The sequence below is a fragment of the Alistipes sp. genome (assembly GCF_048465635.1).
Taxonomy (GTDB): Bacteria; Bacteroidota; Bacteroidia; order Bacteroidales; family Rikenellaceae; genus Alistipes.
In genome coordinates this window covers 55,537-69,644 of the sequence record NZ_DBFWLF010000016.1, presented here as the reverse complement: position 1 = coordinate 69,644, position 14,108 = coordinate 55,537, and the positions used below count along the sequence as shown (strand labels likewise).

General features: G+C 62.6%; 11 protein-coding genes. 5 read left to right on the top strand and 6 right to left on the bottom strand.

What is annotated here, in order from left to right:
• Positions 1-21: 21 nt before the first annotated feature.
• Positions 22-738: an MBL fold metallo-hydrolase gene (locus tag ACMO9O_RS06100; protein WP_418982963.1), complete on the top strand. Its 717-nt coding sequence runs from the start codon at positions 22-24 to the stop codon at positions 736-738.
• Between the two features lie 911 nt (positions 739-1,649).
• Here ACMO9O_RS06100 and ACMO9O_RS06095 read toward each other — a convergent pair.
• From ACMO9O_RS06095 to ACMO9O_RS06085, 3 genes are all read right to left on the bottom strand, one after another.
• Complete coding sequence (locus ACMO9O_RS06095; RefSeq protein WP_418982865.1) at positions 1,650-2,849, bottom strand: class I SAM-dependent rRNA methyltransferase; 1,200 nt, start codon at positions 2,847-2,849, stop codon at positions 1,650-1,652.
• Between the two features lies 1 nt (position 2,850).
• Complete coding sequence (locus ACMO9O_RS06090; RefSeq protein WP_418982864.1) at positions 2,851-3,456, bottom strand: 3'-5' exonuclease; 606 nt, start codon at positions 3,454-3,456, stop codon at positions 2,851-2,853.
• A gap of 204 nt (positions 3,457-3,660) precedes the next feature.
• Positions 3,661-5,700: a RecQ family ATP-dependent DNA helicase gene (locus ACMO9O_RS06085; protein WP_418982862.1), complete on the bottom strand. Its 2,040-nt coding sequence runs from the start codon at positions 5,698-5,700 to the stop codon at positions 3,661-3,663.
• A gap of 155 nt (positions 5,701-5,855) precedes the next feature.
• Here ACMO9O_RS06085 and ACMO9O_RS06080 point away from each other — a divergent pair, with 155 nt between their 5' ends.
• From ACMO9O_RS06080 to ACMO9O_RS06065, 4 genes are all read left to right on the top strand, one after another.
• Positions 5,856-6,125: a PqqD family protein gene (locus ACMO9O_RS06080; protein WP_418982860.1), complete on the top strand. Its 270-nt coding sequence runs from the start codon at positions 5,856-5,858 to the stop codon at positions 6,123-6,125.
• Positions 6,122-6,541, top strand: a complete 420-nt coding sequence (locus ACMO9O_RS06075) for a hypothetical protein (RefSeq protein ID WP_418982859.1) — start codon at positions 6,122-6,124, stop codon at positions 6,539-6,541. The genes ACMO9O_RS06080 and ACMO9O_RS06075 overlap by 4 nt, the downstream gene beginning before the upstream one ends.
• Before the next feature lie 67 nt (positions 6,542-6,608).
• A complete protein-coding gene (locus ACMO9O_RS06070; protein ID WP_418982858.1) occupies positions 6,609-8,933 on the top strand; it encodes a TonB-dependent receptor in 2,325 nt (774 codons plus the stop codon).
• Between the two features lie 213 nt (positions 8,934-9,146).
• The gene (locus ACMO9O_RS06065; protein ID WP_418982857.1) at positions 9,147-9,449 is read left to right on the top strand and encodes a heavy-metal-associated domain-containing protein; all 303 of its coding nucleotides are present in this window, start codon (positions 9,147-9,149) and stop codon (positions 9,447-9,449) included.
• A gap of 81 nt (positions 9,450-9,530) precedes the next feature.
• Here ACMO9O_RS06065 and ACMO9O_RS06060 read toward each other — a convergent pair whose 3' ends face one another.
• The 3 genes from ACMO9O_RS06060 to ACMO9O_RS06050 all read right to left on the bottom strand — a co-directional run bounded on the left by ACMO9O_RS06060 (position 9,531) and on the right by ACMO9O_RS06050 (position 14,097).
• Positions 9,531-10,385, bottom strand: coding sequence for a YncE family protein (locus tag ACMO9O_RS06060; RefSeq protein ID WP_418982855.1), 855 nt, complete (start codon positions 10,383-10,385; stop codon positions 9,531-9,533).
• Positions 10,386-10,486: 101 nt separating this feature from the next.
• Entirely contained in the window at positions 10,487-12,451 is a 1,965-nt protein-coding gene (gene yidC / locus ACMO9O_RS06055) for a membrane protein insertase YidC (RefSeq protein WP_418982853.1), read from the bottom strand.
• Between the two features lie 29 nt (positions 12,452-12,480).
• Positions 12,481-14,097 carry a CTP synthase gene (locus ACMO9O_RS06050; protein ID WP_418982852.1) on the bottom strand — a complete coding sequence of 539 codons (1,617 nt, stop codon included), beginning with the start codon at positions 14,095-14,097 and terminating at the stop codon, positions 12,481-12,483.
• Positions 14,098-14,108 lie beyond the last annotated feature (11 nt).

Genomic DNA, 14,108 nt, shown 5'->3' with positions numbered 1-14,108 from the left:
CAAATCCTCATTATACTGACCATGGCACTCTCCACCTCTGCAGGCTGCGCCGATCGGGCCGCCTACCCCACCGACACCCTCCCGCTGCGCGACGGCGGATCGGTCGAATTCACCTTCTTTCGCCACGCCTCGCTGGCGCTGGAGGTCGACGGGAAACATATCTACGTCGATCCCGTGAGCGACTTCGCCCGCTACGCCGAACTGCCGAAGGCCGACCTGATCCTGATAACCCACTCGCACTACGACCATCTGGACAAGGCGGCGATCGACACGCTTTCGACGCCGGAAACCCTCGTCGTGTGCGACCATACCTCCGCCGAGACGCTGGGCAACAAGTGTCAGACGGTGCGGCCGGGCGACGTGATCCGGCCCCGCGACTGGGTGCAGATCGAGGCCGTAGCCGCCTACAACACCTCGCCGGACCACCTCCAGTTCCATCCCCGCGAGCGGGAGGACTGCGGTTACCTCCTGACCCTCGGCGGCACGCGCATCTACCTGGCGGGCGATTCGGAGCCGACACCCGAAATGCTCGCGCTGCGCGACATAGACGTGGCTTTCCTGCCGGTCAACCAGCCCTATACGATGACCGTCGATCAGGCCGTCGAGGCGGTCAAGGCCATCCGGCCCGCGATCTTCTACCCCTACCACTACGGTCAGACCGATGAGAAGACCGACATCGACCGCCTCGTACGCGAGTTGGACGGCGTAACCGAGGTCCGCGTGAGGCCGATGGAGTGAGGCACGTACCGCTATCGACACGAAATCCCGAAAGTTTCGGCTGCGAGACTTTCGGGATTTCGTTTTTCGACCACCATTTCAGGGTGCTCACGGTGTGGAGCGTACGAGGCCTTACCCGCTCCGAGTAAAGTTGCGAAAGACCGGAGCGGTTTCGATATCTCGTACGCCCGGATTCACGCCGCGCGCCCGCGCCGGTAACGCATCAGCCCCCACGGACATGAGTCCGTCGGACGACGACCGCGCAGGCAAAAGTCGCGTCACGTTTCGCGGGGCCTCTCCGGCGGCAGGTGACCGTCGCAGGGGAGAGACTCCGGGGCTGTGCAAGGGAATAAGGTATCGAGGTTTCAGGCTGGTTAACAGCCGTGGGGAGTGACCGCAACCGGGCGGCCGCGAGGCGCAGGACGCGTCCCGGACCGTCGGCAATGCGAAAGGGAAAACCCGGCACGCGATTTGGATTGCGGTGCAGGGCGTGGACAAACACTTTTTTTTCTCATGATGCTGATAAAAAATCAGCACGGTCACTCCATACTCGTCTTTCGAGGTTACCACAACCTAATCATAGCGAATATAGGTGGGCCGTGCTGACATGACACGGCCTCAACCTATTCATTCTCCTATAATTTTTGATTCTGTGGTTTTTTCGAAAGAAAGAACAAATAGCTTAAGGCTACTTAATATGTCCGGTTAATAACTTTCTGTTTTTGTAATTCTGGTTTTATGCCGCGAAATTAATAAATTATTTTCAATATACCATAATTAATACTAACTTATTTTCTATACGTTATACAAAAATAGTATAATCCGTTCGAAGAAATTATCCGATGCCGGAAGTGTTTATAGCCGATCAAACGGTTTATGGCAAAAAAAAGCGCACCTCCCGCGGGTGCGCCGTACCGGGAAGCCCGGCCGTCTTATTCGACATAGAGCACCAACCCTTTCAGATACTCCCCTTCCGGGTGGTAGATGTTGATCGGATGGTCGGCGGGCTGGGTCAGCTGATGCAGGATGCGCACCTTGCGGCCCGCGATTGCGGCGGCTGAAAAGACGGTCGTGCGGAACAGCTCCTTCGAGACGGCCTGCGAGCAGGAGAACGTGAAGAGAATACCTCCGGGGCGGATCTGGGAGAGGGCGCGGGTGTTGAGCCGCTTGTAGCCCTGCATGGCGTTACCCAGCACCTTGTGGTGCTTGGCGAAAGCGGGCGGGTCGAGGATAATCAGGTCATAGCGGTCGCCGATGTCGCGCAGATACTCCACCGCGTCGGCCGTCACCTCGGTATGCGCGGCGTTCCCGCCGAAATTGAGCCGCATATTCTCTGCGGCCAGCGCCACGGCGCGCTCCGACGAGTCGACCGAGCACACTTCGCGCGCACCACCGGCAAGAGCATAGACCGAAAAGCCGCCCGTATAACAGAACGTGTTGAGCACGGTGCGTCCTTTGGCGTAGCGTTTGACCAGCTCGCGGTTCTCGCGCTGGTCGAGGAAAAAGCCTGTCTTCTGCCCCTTCTCCCAGTTGACCGAAAACTGTTGTCCGTTCTCCAGAACCACCTGCGACGCATGGTCCGAACGCCCCCACAGGTAGCCGTCGACGGCCCCCAGGTCGGCCTTGAACGGAAGCGTCTGCGACGACTTGTCGTAGATCGCGGTGATACGGTCGCCCAGCACGGTGCGGATCGCCTCGGCGATCTGCTGCCGGGAGCGGTACATGCCCACCGAGTGACATTGCACGACGGCCGTCGTGCCGTAGATGTCGACCACCAGCCCCGGCAGCGAATCGCCCTCGCCGTGAACCAGCCGGTAGCAGGTCGTCGCGGGGTTGTCCGTCAGCGAGAGGGTGCGGCGCACGTCGAGGGCCACCTGCAGGCGGTCGTTCCACCACCGCTGGTCGATCGTCTCCTGCGCGAACGAGAGCACGCGCACGGCGATCGAGCCGATCTGGTAGTGGCCCTGCGCGATGAACTCGCCGCTGCGGGCCGCGACCTCTACCAGCGCACCCTCGGCTATCTGCGCCTCGTCCTCCGCTTCGATGTAGTCGATGGCCCCGGAGAAGACCCACGGGTGTCGGCGCAGGAGCGATTCCTCCTTGCCGCGTTTCAGAATGATTCTCGGTGTCATATCAGGGACGTTTGATCTTGGGCGTATGCAGCAACCGGTCGTAGATGCGCGTGCAGACCCACGCGTCGGTGGCGGCGTAAAGGCGCTGTTTGTCGGTGAGCGTCGCGGCCTCCCAGTTGCTCAGCCGCTGGGCTTTCGAAACGCGCTTGCCCAGCACGATGGCCGATAGCTTGCGCAGGCTCTTCTCCTCGATGCCCCACTGCGGGGCGATGGTCTGCAGGTCGACGAAGCCGCCGTCGCGGAAGTGGCGGATCTTGCGCAGCGAGCGCAGGTCGCCCGCCACGTCGGCCCCGATCTTGAGCGTCGAGGCGTCTTCGAGCAGCTGCAGGATGGGTTTGGCGAGCGGAATGCGGTTGAGCCGGAAGAGGTAGCAGACCTCCGGGGAGGAGAGCTGCAGCAGCGACACGCGGAACATCACCCCGGGCCGGAACGAGGGGCGCGTCTCGGTGTCGAAGCCGATGACCGGCTGCGCGCCGAGGTACTTGCACGCGGCGGCGATGTCGCGCTCGCATTCGATGACGCGGATCTCGCCGCGGAACTCCACCGCAGGCAGCAGCGCAGTCGCTTCGTTGGATATTTTGTCGGTAAAACGGTTTTCGGTACTCATCCGGATGAAAGTTCCCGCAAAAACAATATAATCTTTATCTACCCCTGTTCGCTCCCCGCTTAGCGAACAGCGGCCGCCGTTGCAACCGCCGACCGCACCGGCCGGTCTGCCCCCTCAGTTGTTCAAACCGCGTGGTCCCGAAAACCGGGTTGTCGTCGGCACGTCAAAACAGTACAGCGTCGGCAAAAGTAAGAAAATTTCGGTTCACTTCCGAATTTTTTCCACCGTTCCGTCGCCGCCTGTGCGCACAATGCCCTCCCCGAGCAGCGCGCGCAGCGCAGCGGCGGCCCGTTCGGGCGAACAGGCAAGCCCCTCGCAGAGCGTCCGCGGATCGGCGGGCGCACGCTCCAATCGGCGCAGCAGCTCCTCCCGAAGCGCATGGTCCGAAAGGGACGCTTCCGGCACAAGGTCGTCCGAGGTTACGCCGCTTCCGGCCTCACCGCTCTCCGCTCCGGCCTGTTTCCCAGCCGATAGCCCGGTCGGGTTACCGTCCTGTATCTCGGCCTGTCTCCCGGCCTGCTTCTCGGCTTTCCGGCGCGCCAGACAGATGTCGCAGACGCCGCACGGCTCGCCCTCCGCCCCTCCGAAATACTCCTCCAGCACCACGCTGCGGCAGCGCTCCCCGTTCGCGGCGTAGGCGATCATGCGTTCGAAGCGCTCGCGCATCAGCTCCTGCCGCCGCGCATAGGTTTCGGGCGCGATATAGAGGTCGGCGCGCGGCAGCCGCTCCTCGTCGAAGAAGAGGATCGGCGAGCGGTTCGAGGGGATGTAGCGGATCACGCGCAGCTGCCAGAGCCGTTTGAGCAATTCGCGCACGCGGTCCACCGTATAGCCGCTCCACGTGGCCAGCTCGCCCTCGTCGATGGGGCGGAAATCGGTGAAAACGCCATCGTACAACCTCAGCAGCGTGCGGATGAAGTGATCCAGTTCGTCGCGCTTGACGCGCAGTTTGTAGAGGTCGTCGCGGCTGACGCAGAACATCACCCGCGCGGGGTTGTCCTGCGCATCGGTGAGCGTGAGGTAGCCGTTCTGTTGCAATAGTTTCAGCGCGCTGAGCACCGTCCCCGACCAGAGGTGTTCCCGCGCGCAGAAGTCGTGCACGTTGAAGAGCATCGACGCTCCGGCCCCGTCGCCGATGCCCACCTGCAGGTAGGAGCAGACCCGTTCGTAGATCTCCTTGACCTGTTCCAGCGGCGGAAACTCCTGCTCGAAACGGCGGGCGATGCGTTCGCTGTCGTCCGCGGCGACCAGCAGCAGGGCGTAGGCCCGCGCCCCGTCGCGCCCAGCGCGGCCCGCCTCCTGGTAGTAGCTCTCCAGCGAGTCGCACATGGCGTAGTGGACCACGAAGCGCACGTCGGGTTTGTCGATGCCCATGCCGAAAGCGTTGGTGGCCACCATCACGCGCACTTTACCCTGCAGCCACTCCTCCTGCCGCGCCGAGCGCTCTGCATGCCCCAGTCCGGCGTGGTATGCCGCGGCCGTGACGCCCTCCCAGCGCAGCAGATCGGCCACCTGCTCGGTCGCCTCGCGCGTGCGGACGTAGACAATGCCCGAACCGGCAACGTTGCGGACCAGCCGCAGCAGCTGCCCCTCCTTGTCGTCGGTATGGCGGACGCTGTACGAGAGGTTGGGCCGCGCGAAACTGCTGCGCAGCAGATGCTCCTCAGCGAACCGGAGGTGGCGCATGATGTCTTCGGCCACGAGCCGCGTCGCCGAAGCGGTGAGCGCCAGCACGGGAACGCCGGGCAGCTTCTCCCGCAGCTCGGCAATGCGCAGGTAGGCCGGGCGGAAGTCGTAGCCCCACTGCGAAATACAGTGCGCCTCGTCGACGGCCAGAAGGGTCACGTTCATGCGCACGACCCGCAGGCGGAACGCCTCCGACGCCAGCCGCTCGGGAGCCACGTAGAGGAACTTCACGTCGCCGTAGACGCAGTTATCGAGCGCGATGTCGATCTGCCGCGGCGAAAGCCCCGAGTGGATCGCCACGGCCGGAATGCGGTGCGTCCTGAGCCGGTCGACCTGATCCTTCATCAGCGAGATCAGCGGCGTGACGACGATGCACAACCCCTCGCGGACAAGCGTCGGGACCTGATAGGTCAGCGACTTGCCGCCCCCGGTGGGCATCAGCGCCAGCGTGTCGCGCCCGTCGAGCACCGAGCGGATGATCCGCTCCTGCACGGGTCGGAACTCCTCAAAGCCCCAGTAGCGCTTCAGCACCTCATAAATCTTATCGGCGGGTTGCATCGTTGCAAAGATAGGAAAAAAGCGCATACCGTCCCCCTGGGAACTCCGTTTAATCCAGCGGAAGGGTCGGCCGAAAGGGCCACGGCCCGAAAGTTGACGATAAATTGGGCGGTTTGCGGAATTTTTCGTACTTTTGCCATCGAATTAGCGTTCGGATGAAGATCGATTCCAAATACAAGGTGCGCGAGATGGCCGGCGAACACGTGATCGTGATGCCGGGCCGCTACGGGGCCGACATGACCCGCGTGGTGGCGCTCAACGACACGTCGCTCTTCCTGTGGGAGGCGCTCGCGGGCCGCGACTTCACCGCCGCCGATGCCGCGGAACTGTTACTCGGGCACTACCAAGTGGACTCGGAAACGGCCCGCCGCGACGCCGAGGCGTGGTGCGCAAAGCTCGCCGAGTGCGGCGTACTGGAACCATGAGAACGAAAAGGCTCATATCGCTTCTGCTTCTGACCGTCTATCTGCTGGCGGCCGGCGGACCCGCATGGGCCTCGCTTTCGTGCAAATGCGTGGCGTCGAAAGTCCGCACGCACCATGTCTGCTCCTGCCACTGCTCGCACGACAACGACGCTCCCGGGGCAAAGGCCGATCTGAACGCCCCCTGCTGCGACCATCACCACTCCACCGACGTGGAGCTTTATACGGGCGGCTCCTCCGACAACGAACGGCAGGCCCGAATGCCGGCGGCCGATCTTTCGGCCGTCCTCGCCCCCGAGGCGCCCGCCACGATCGCCCCGACCGCCGGCTGGGTGCGTATCACCCCGCGGCGAACGCCCCTTCCCCGGCAGGCAGCGCTTCCCGGCGTCAGCCTGCGCGCTCCTCCCGCCTTGGTTTAAACCCTTTTACGGACGGTTGCTACCACGCATCCGCCCGGCAACGAGTTTTAACCAATGACGGACATTCATGAAAATCACCAAAGTTTTAATTTTCACCCTCTTTTCGCTCTTTGCGTGCGGCATGCTGCGCGCCGAGGAGCTGCGCGGCACGGTCCGCGACACGGACAACCAGCCGCTCGTCGGCGCTTCGGTCTACTGGGCCGGAACCACCATCGGCGCGAGCACCGACGCTTCGGGCGCATTCCGCCTCCACCGCGTCAAGGGCTACGACCGCCTCGTAGCCTCGTACCTGGGCTACGTGAACGACACGCTCAGGCTGGCCGGCGGCGCGGAACTGGCCGATTTCACCCTCAGCTCGGAGGGCGTGGCGCTCGAAAGCGTCACCATCGAGGGCAGCCAGAGCGGTAACTACGTCAAGCGCGACGGCATCGTCAAAAGCGAAATGATCTCCTTTGCGGGCCTCTGCAAGATGGCGTGCTGCAACCTGGCCGAATCGTTCGAGAATTCGGCGTCGGTGACCGTGGGGTACAGCGACGCCATTTCGGGTGCACGGCAGATCAAGATGCTCGGACTGGCGGGAACCTACACCCAGATTCTCGACGAGAACCGCCCCATCATGCGCGGGCTGAGCGCCCCCTACGGCCTGAGCTACACCCCGGGCATGTGGCTCAATTCCATCCAGGTGTCGAAGGGCGTGGCCTCGGTCACGGCGGGCCACGAAGCCATCACGGGCCAGATCAACCTCGAACACCGCAAACCCACGGACGACGAACGCTTGTTCGTGAACCTCTATCTCGACGACGAGCTGCGTCCCGAGGCCAATATTTCGACCGCCTTCCCCGTGACGAAGAACAAGAAGCTCACGAGCGTCATCCTGCTCCACGGCTCGATGGACACCGACGTGAGGAAGATGGACCACAACCACGACGGCTTCCGCGACCTGCCCAAAGCCGATCAGATCAACGTGGCCAACAAGTGGCTCTACGCCGCCGACAACGGCACGCAGATCCGCTGGGGCTGGAAGTTCGTGCAGGAGAACCGGCTGGGCGGCATGATGGACTACAAGCGTTCGATGCGCGACGAGATGGAACAGAACTGGGACAAGCCCGGCACGCTCTACGGCTCGCATATCCGCAACCGCGGGGCCAACGGCTATTTTAAAATAGGTATGCCCGTGGGACCCTCGGTCTACGACCCCGACGAGCAGGACGAGCAGCGGTCGAACCTGGCGTTCGTAGCCGACTTCGACCACTTCAACGAGGACGCCTACTTCGGGCTGAACCAGTACCGGGGCAACGAAAACTCGCTCTCGGGCAACCTGATGTACAACCACTACTTCACCTACCGTTCGTCGCTGATCGTCGGCGCGCAGGCCCATTTCCAGTACTACCGCGAAAGCCTCGGCAACCGGACCCCGTGGATCCCCGACGACAAGGGACGCGACTACCTCTTCGACCGCAACGAGCGCGAGGTGGGAGCCTATGCCGAGTACACCTACGCCATCAAGGACAAGTTCTCGATCGTGGCGGGCATCCGCGGCGACTACAACCACTATTACGACCGTTTCTTCGTGACGCCCCGCGGCCACCTGCGCTGGAACATCACCCCCTCGACGACGCTGCGCGCCTCGGCGGGTCTGGGCTACCGCTCGACGAACATCATCACCGACAATATCGGCATCCTGGCCACGGGACGCCGGATCGAGATCCCTAATTTCAACGGCTTCGACCGGATGGAAAAAGCGCTCACCGTGGGCGGCAGCCTCACGCAGACCTTCTCGCTGGCCGGAGCGGACAACGCCACGCTCAGCTTCGACTACTTCCGCACGCAGTTCTACAACGGCGTGGTGGCCGATCAGGAGTACGACCCGACCTCGATCCTCCTGTACAACACCGACGGGCGCTCCTACACGGACACCTACCAGATCGACTTCTCGTGGACGCCCGTCGAGCGGCTCGACATCTTCGCCACGTTCCGCTACACGGACAGCGAAATGACGATCAACCGACCGGACGGCACGACGGCCCGCGTCGAGCGGCCCATGGTAAGCCAGTACAAGACGCTGCTCAACATCCAGTACGCCACCAAGTTCCGCCGCTGGGTGTTCGACGCCACGGCGCAGCTGAACGGTCCCTCGCGCGTTCCGACGCAGACGGGGAATCTCAACGACAGCTACTATTCGCCCCGTTATCCGATCTTCTTCGCACAGGTAAGCCGCAAGGTGGGCAAGTTCGACATCTACGTCGGCTGCGAGAACATCGGCGACTACCGGCAGAAGGACCCGATCCTCGCCGCCGACCGTCCCTTCTCGACGGATTTCAACTCGATGAATGTCTGGGGACCGCTGATGGGCCGCAAATTTTACGCGGGGTTACGGTTCAATCTCTATTAGTCCGTCGTTGCGACGATATACAGCATGCGGACAATCCCTCCGAACCTCCCTTTTCAACGGGAGGCTTAGAGTGCGGCCTAAGCTAAAACGACTGCCCCTGCGGCTCCTCGGAGCCGCGGGTCGCAGCCTCCCCCGGCGGAGGCCCGCAGCATGCGCGTCCCCGCAGGCTGGGTCCGCAAATGATATGAAATAAAAACCTTTAACAAACGCATTATGAAAAAACTGATGATGGTATGCCTCGCCCTTGCAATGGGCATCGGCATCTGCGCGGCCGAGAAGCCCGCCGACAAGAAGAACGTGACGACCGTGTTTACGACCGACATCGACTGCGAACACTGCGTCAAGAAGATCATGAACAACGTGCCGTCGCTCGGCAAGGGCGTGAAGGACGTCACGGTCAATCTCGAAAAGAAAGAGGTCACGGTGGTTTACGACGCCTCGAAGAACAGCGACGAGAACATCGTCAAGGGCTTCGCCTCGCTCAAGGTTAAGGCAGAACCCAAGCCCGCGAAGTAAGCCCACAGGGGTTGTTATTAACTCGAATCGCCGCACGTGCAGACGTGCGGCGATTCGTTTTGTACCGATGCCGTCCCGCCCTTACTCGACCTTTTCGTAGATGTAGAGTTCGTGCAGCTCCTCGTCGTAACCCGGATAGAACCCGCGCACCATCCCCAGCACGATGCGCGAGCCGCGGTTCGCAAGGACCAGCAGCTCGTCCGTCGCGGGGTCGATGGCCAGCCCCTCGATCTCGCCCGCACGGCGGAAGTCGCTCATCTCGCGGAACGGCAGCACCAGGGCGCTGGCCCGTCCGTCGCGCAGATCGGCGATGTAGAGGTTGTCCGCCTCGTCGAGGTCGGCATCCCCGTCATCGGCCGAGATCAGCATCCGCCCGTCTACCATGTAGATACCCTGCTGCGCCTGCGGCACGGGGCGCAGGCGGACCTTGCGGACGTACTTGCCCGTCGAACGGTCGTAGCCGTAGAGGCAGCGTCCGTCGACCCAGTCGGCCATCCAGACCATCCTGCCGTCGCGGTCGACGGCCAGTCCGCACACCTCGACCTGCCCCGAGGCGGGTTCCCAGTCGATCGAGCGCTTCCACCGCAGGCTGTCGGCGTCGTAGACCGCCACCTGGATGTTTTCGCCCTTGCCGTCGACGAAGGTCTCGATCCCGGCATAAAGCTCGCCGTCCCACACGTCGATGTCGCCGATGTGGTTGGCCGGGAGCGGCAGCCCCTCGAACGGTCGCTCGTTCCGGGCTACGAGCCGCCCCTGCTTGTCGTATTTGTAGAGCGCCGTGCTGCCCGAGACGTAGTAGTAGGCCGAATCGGCGGCAATGCCCTGCCGGCCTTCGACCGGAATCACCCGCCGCAGGCGGTAGTGCGTACCGAGCCGCTGCGCCGCGGCCGGCACGACGGCCGCAAGCAGGGCGAGGATAAGGAGTGTCTTTTTCATCGTTTCGCTGTTTTTCACCCGCTCCGGCAAAAACAACGCCGGAACGGTCCGCCTGACGGCGTCGGTTCCGGCGATGCGTGAGGGTCCGTCCGAAGAGGGAACTATTTGCGTTTGGCGCGCTGTTGGGCCTCCTGCTGGCGCAGAAGCTCTTCGTAGCGCTGCTGGAACTTCGATTTCTTGCCCTTCGACTTCTTCGCGGCATTGGCCGCCATGATAGCCTGAATCTTCCCGTCGTCGACCATGCGGCGGATGACGAGCGTCTGACCGATGGTGAAGAGGTTCGAAAGCAGGTAGTAGTAGCAAAGACCGCTCGAGTAGCTGTTGAACCACAGCAGCATCATGATCGGCATCATGTAGACCATCATGAACTTCATGCCGGCCATCTGCGGCTGTGAGGAGGCGGTCTGCTGGTAATTGAAGTACGAGTACCCGAACAGCGACACGGCCATCAGCAGCGCGAAGAGCGACACGTGGTCGCCGTAGAACGGGACCGAGAAGGGCAGCTGGGCGATGCTGTCGTAGGACGAAAGGTCATCGGCCCACAGGAACGACTGCTCGCGCAGCTCGATCGAAGCGGGGAAGAAGCGGAACATGGCGTAGAGGATCGGCAGCTGGATGAGCATCGGAACACACCCGCCCATCGGGTTGATGCCCGCCTTCTTGTAGAGTTCCATCGTCGCCTGCTGGCGCTTCACGGCGTCCTCCTGCTTGGGGTATTTCTTCGTCAGTTCGTCCACCTGCGGCTTGATCAGACGCATCTTGGCCATCGAAACGTAGCTCTTGTACGTAAGCGGCGAGATCACCAGCTTGACCAGGAAGACCAGGATGAAGATGATGATGCCGAAGTTGGCGATGTAGTTGCGCAGGAAGTCGAAGACCGGAATCACGCACCAGCGGTTGACCCACCCGAAGATGCCCCAGCCCAGCGGCACGAGGCGTTCGAGGTAGAGGTCGCCGCCGTCCCCGTCGCCGACCTTCTTGAGGATCGAATACTTGTTGGGACCGAAGTAGAACGCGAAGTCATACCCTTCGGTCTGCGCGTTGTAGGGAACCGACATGCGGGCCGCGAAGTTCTTCAGATATTCCGAGCCGGGCTGCGCCGTCTCGAATGCGAGGTTGACGTAGGCGAGATTTTCCGGCGCGATCAGCACCGAAGAGAAGAACTGCTGCTTGAACGCCACCCAATTGACCGCCGAGGCGATCTCCTTCGATTTAGTCTCCTCGCTCATGCCCAGCTCGTCGATCGAGGTCTCGCCGGGAACGCGGTACGCCACCGTGGTGTACATGTTCTCGTTCTTGAAACCCTTCTCGTTCTGGTAGGAGGTGTTCGACCAGTCGATCCCGATCGAGGTCTGGTTGGCCATCTGCGGAGCCATGTTGACCAGCCGCACGTCGAAGTCCATCAGGTAGTCGCGCTCGGCCTGCCCGGCGTTGTGGAGCACGTAACGGTACTCCAGCGCCGCGTCGGAGGCCACCTTGAGACGCATCACCACCACCTGCGCCCCCTCGGGGGTCGTGGTGACAGGTTCCGCCTCGAACGTGTAGTCCATCGTGTTCACCCGCACGTTGTTCAGTCCGTTGCGCAGGAAGAAGACCATATCCATGCGCGCCGTGGCGGGATCGAACATGCGGATCGGCTCCGTGCGTTCGCCGCGCGGGGCGTACTTGGTGTAGTCCTTGAGCGTCACGTCGGTGATCTGCCCGCCGCGGGTCGAAAAGCGCACCGACATCACGTCGTTCTCCAGCGTAAACTCCCCGGCCTCGGCCTGCTGCGCCGCCGCGAGCCACGCTCCGTAGAGTGCGGCCTGTTCGTCCGCCTGCGCGGCGGGAGTGCCCTCGGCGACCGATACTCCGGCCGATGCGGCGGCCGACTGCCCGGCGCCTGCGAGCGAATCGGCGGGCTGGGCCTGCGTCACGGGACGCGTCGCCGCGGCCACCGAATCCTGGTAGGCCTGCCATTGGGCCATCTGCTCCTGATACTCCTGTTGCTGTTTGCCGTTGTAGTAGGCGAATCCCAGAAAGAGGACGCCCACCACAACGATGCCTATGATCGATTTTTTATCCATGTACTTTGTTTCGGTACTTCTTGCGGTGATTACTTGTTTTCATGCGCCAGCGCCGCAGCCACGAACGCCACGAACAGCGGCGAAGGGCGCTCCACGGTGCTCTTGTACTCGGGGTGGTACTGCGTGCCGACGAACCAGGGGTGGCCGGCGATCTCGATCACCTCGACCAGCCCCGTGTCGGGGTTGATGCCCACGGCCTGCATGCCGGCGGCCTCGAACTGCGGGAGGTAGTCGTTGTTGAACTCGTAGCGGTGGCGGTGGCGCTCCGAAATCTGTAGCTTGCCGTAGGCCGCGGCCACTTTCGACCCCTTCTTCAGCGTGCAGGGATAGGCCCCCAGCCGCATCGTGCCGCCCTTAGCCGTTACGCCCTTCTGCTCCTCCATCAAATCGATCACGGGATGGGGCGTGGCGTCCATCTCGCTCGAATTGGCGTCGGAGATGCCCAGCACGTTGCGCGCGAACTCGATCACGGCGCACTGCATGCCCAGGCAGATGCCCAGGAAGGGGATGTTGTTCTCGCGGGCGAAGCGCACGGCCTCGATCTTGCCCTCGATGCCGCGGTTGCCGAAGCCCGGGGCCACGACGATACCGGCCATGCGGCCCAGCTTCTCGGCGACGTTCTGCGCGTCGATCTTCTCCGAGTTGACGTAGCGCAGCTTGACCTTGCAGTCGTTGACCGCCCCGGCGTGGATGAACGACTCGCAGATCGACTTGTAGGCGTCGGGCAGCTCGGTGTACTTGCCCACCAGCGCGATCTCGATCTTCTTCGAGGGATTCTTGACCCGCTCGACGAAGGCGCTCCAAGCGGCCATGTCCGGCTCCTGCTCCGACGGGAGGTTCAGCTTGTCCAACACCACCTCGTCCAGATGCTGTTCGTGCATGCGCAGCGGCACTTCGTAGATCGTCGGCACGTCGATCGACTCCATCACGGCGTTGGCGTCGACGTTGCAGAAGAGCGCCACCTTGCGCCGCAGCGCCGTCGAGAGCGGATGTTCGGTGCGCAGCACCAGGATGTCGGGCTGCAGACCGTTCTCCAGCAGCGCCTTGACCGAGTGCTGCGTGGGTTTGGTCTTCAGCTCGCCCGAAGCGGTCATGTAGGGGATCAGCGTCAGGTGGACCAGCGCCGTGCTCTTGTACCCGAGCTGGTAGCGCAGCTGGCGCACCGATTCGATGAACGGCAGCGACTCGATGTCGCCCACCGTGCCGCCGATCTCGGTGATGATCACGTCGTACTCCTTGCGCTGGGCCAGCAGCTGGATGCGGCGCTTGATCTCGTCGGTGATGTGGGGGATGACCTGCACGGTCTTGCCCAGATACTCGCCCTTGCGCTCCTTCTCGATGACGCTCTTGTAGATCTTGCCCGTGGTGACGTTGTTCGCCTTCGACGTGGGCTGGTTGGTGAAGCGTTCGTAGTGGCCCAGGTCGAGGTCCGTTTCGGCGCCGTCTTCGGTCACGTAGCACTCGCCGTGTTCGTAGGGATTGAGCGTTCCGGGGTCGACGTTGATGTAGGGGTCGAGCTTCTGGATGGTCACCGAGTACCCACGCGCCTGCAGCAGGCGGGCGATCGAGGCCGAAATGATCCCTTTGCCGAGCGACGAGGCGACGCCGCCCGTAACGAATATGTACTTGGGTTTCGAGAGTTTCATTACGTTACAGA

What these genes read in the sequence shown, in the direction of transcription:
- ACMO9O_RS06075 (WP_418982859.1), top strand. Translation starts at nt 6,122, where the DNA reads ATGAGAACGAAAAGGCTCATATCGCTTCTGCTTCTGACCGTCTATCTG.
- ACMO9O_RS06085 (WP_418982862.1), bottom strand. Translation starts at nt 5,700, where the DNA reads ATGCAACCCGCCGATAAGATTTATGAGGTGCTGAAGCGCTACTGGGGC.
- ACMO9O_RS06080 (WP_418982860.1), top strand. Translation starts at nt 5,856, where the DNA reads ATGAAGATCGATTCCAAATACAAGGTGCGCGAGATGGCCGGCGAACAC.
- ACMO9O_RS06100 (WP_418982963.1), top strand. Translation starts at nt 22, where the DNA reads ATGGCACTCTCCACCTCTGCAGGCTGCGCCGATCGGGCCGCCTACCCC.
- ACMO9O_RS06070 (WP_418982858.1), top strand. Translation starts at nt 6,609, where the DNA reads ATGAAAATCACCAAAGTTTTAATTTTCACCCTCTTTTCGCTCTTTGCG.
- ACMO9O_RS06065 (WP_418982857.1), top strand. Translation starts at nt 9,147, where the DNA reads ATGAAAAAACTGATGATGGTATGCCTCGCCCTTGCAATGGGCATCGGC.
- ACMO9O_RS06095 (WP_418982865.1), bottom strand. Translation starts at nt 2,849, where the DNA reads ATGACACCGAGAATCATTCTGAAACGCGGCAAGGAGGAATCGCTCCTG.
- ACMO9O_RS06090 (WP_418982864.1), bottom strand. Translation starts at nt 3,456, where the DNA reads ATGAGTACCGAAAACCGTTTTACCGACAAAATATCCAACGAAGCGACT.
- ACMO9O_RS06050 (WP_418982852.1), bottom strand. Translation starts at nt 14,097, where the DNA reads ATGAAACTCTCGAAACCCAAGTACATATTCGTTACGGGCGGCGTCGCC.
- yidC (WP_418982853.1), bottom strand. Translation starts at nt 12,451, where the DNA reads ATGGATAAAAAATCGATCATAGGCATCGTTGTGGTGGGCGTCCTCTTT.
- ACMO9O_RS06060 (WP_418982855.1), bottom strand. Translation starts at nt 10,385, where the DNA reads ATGAAAAAGACACTCCTTATCCTCGCCCTGCTTGCGGCCGTCGTGCCG.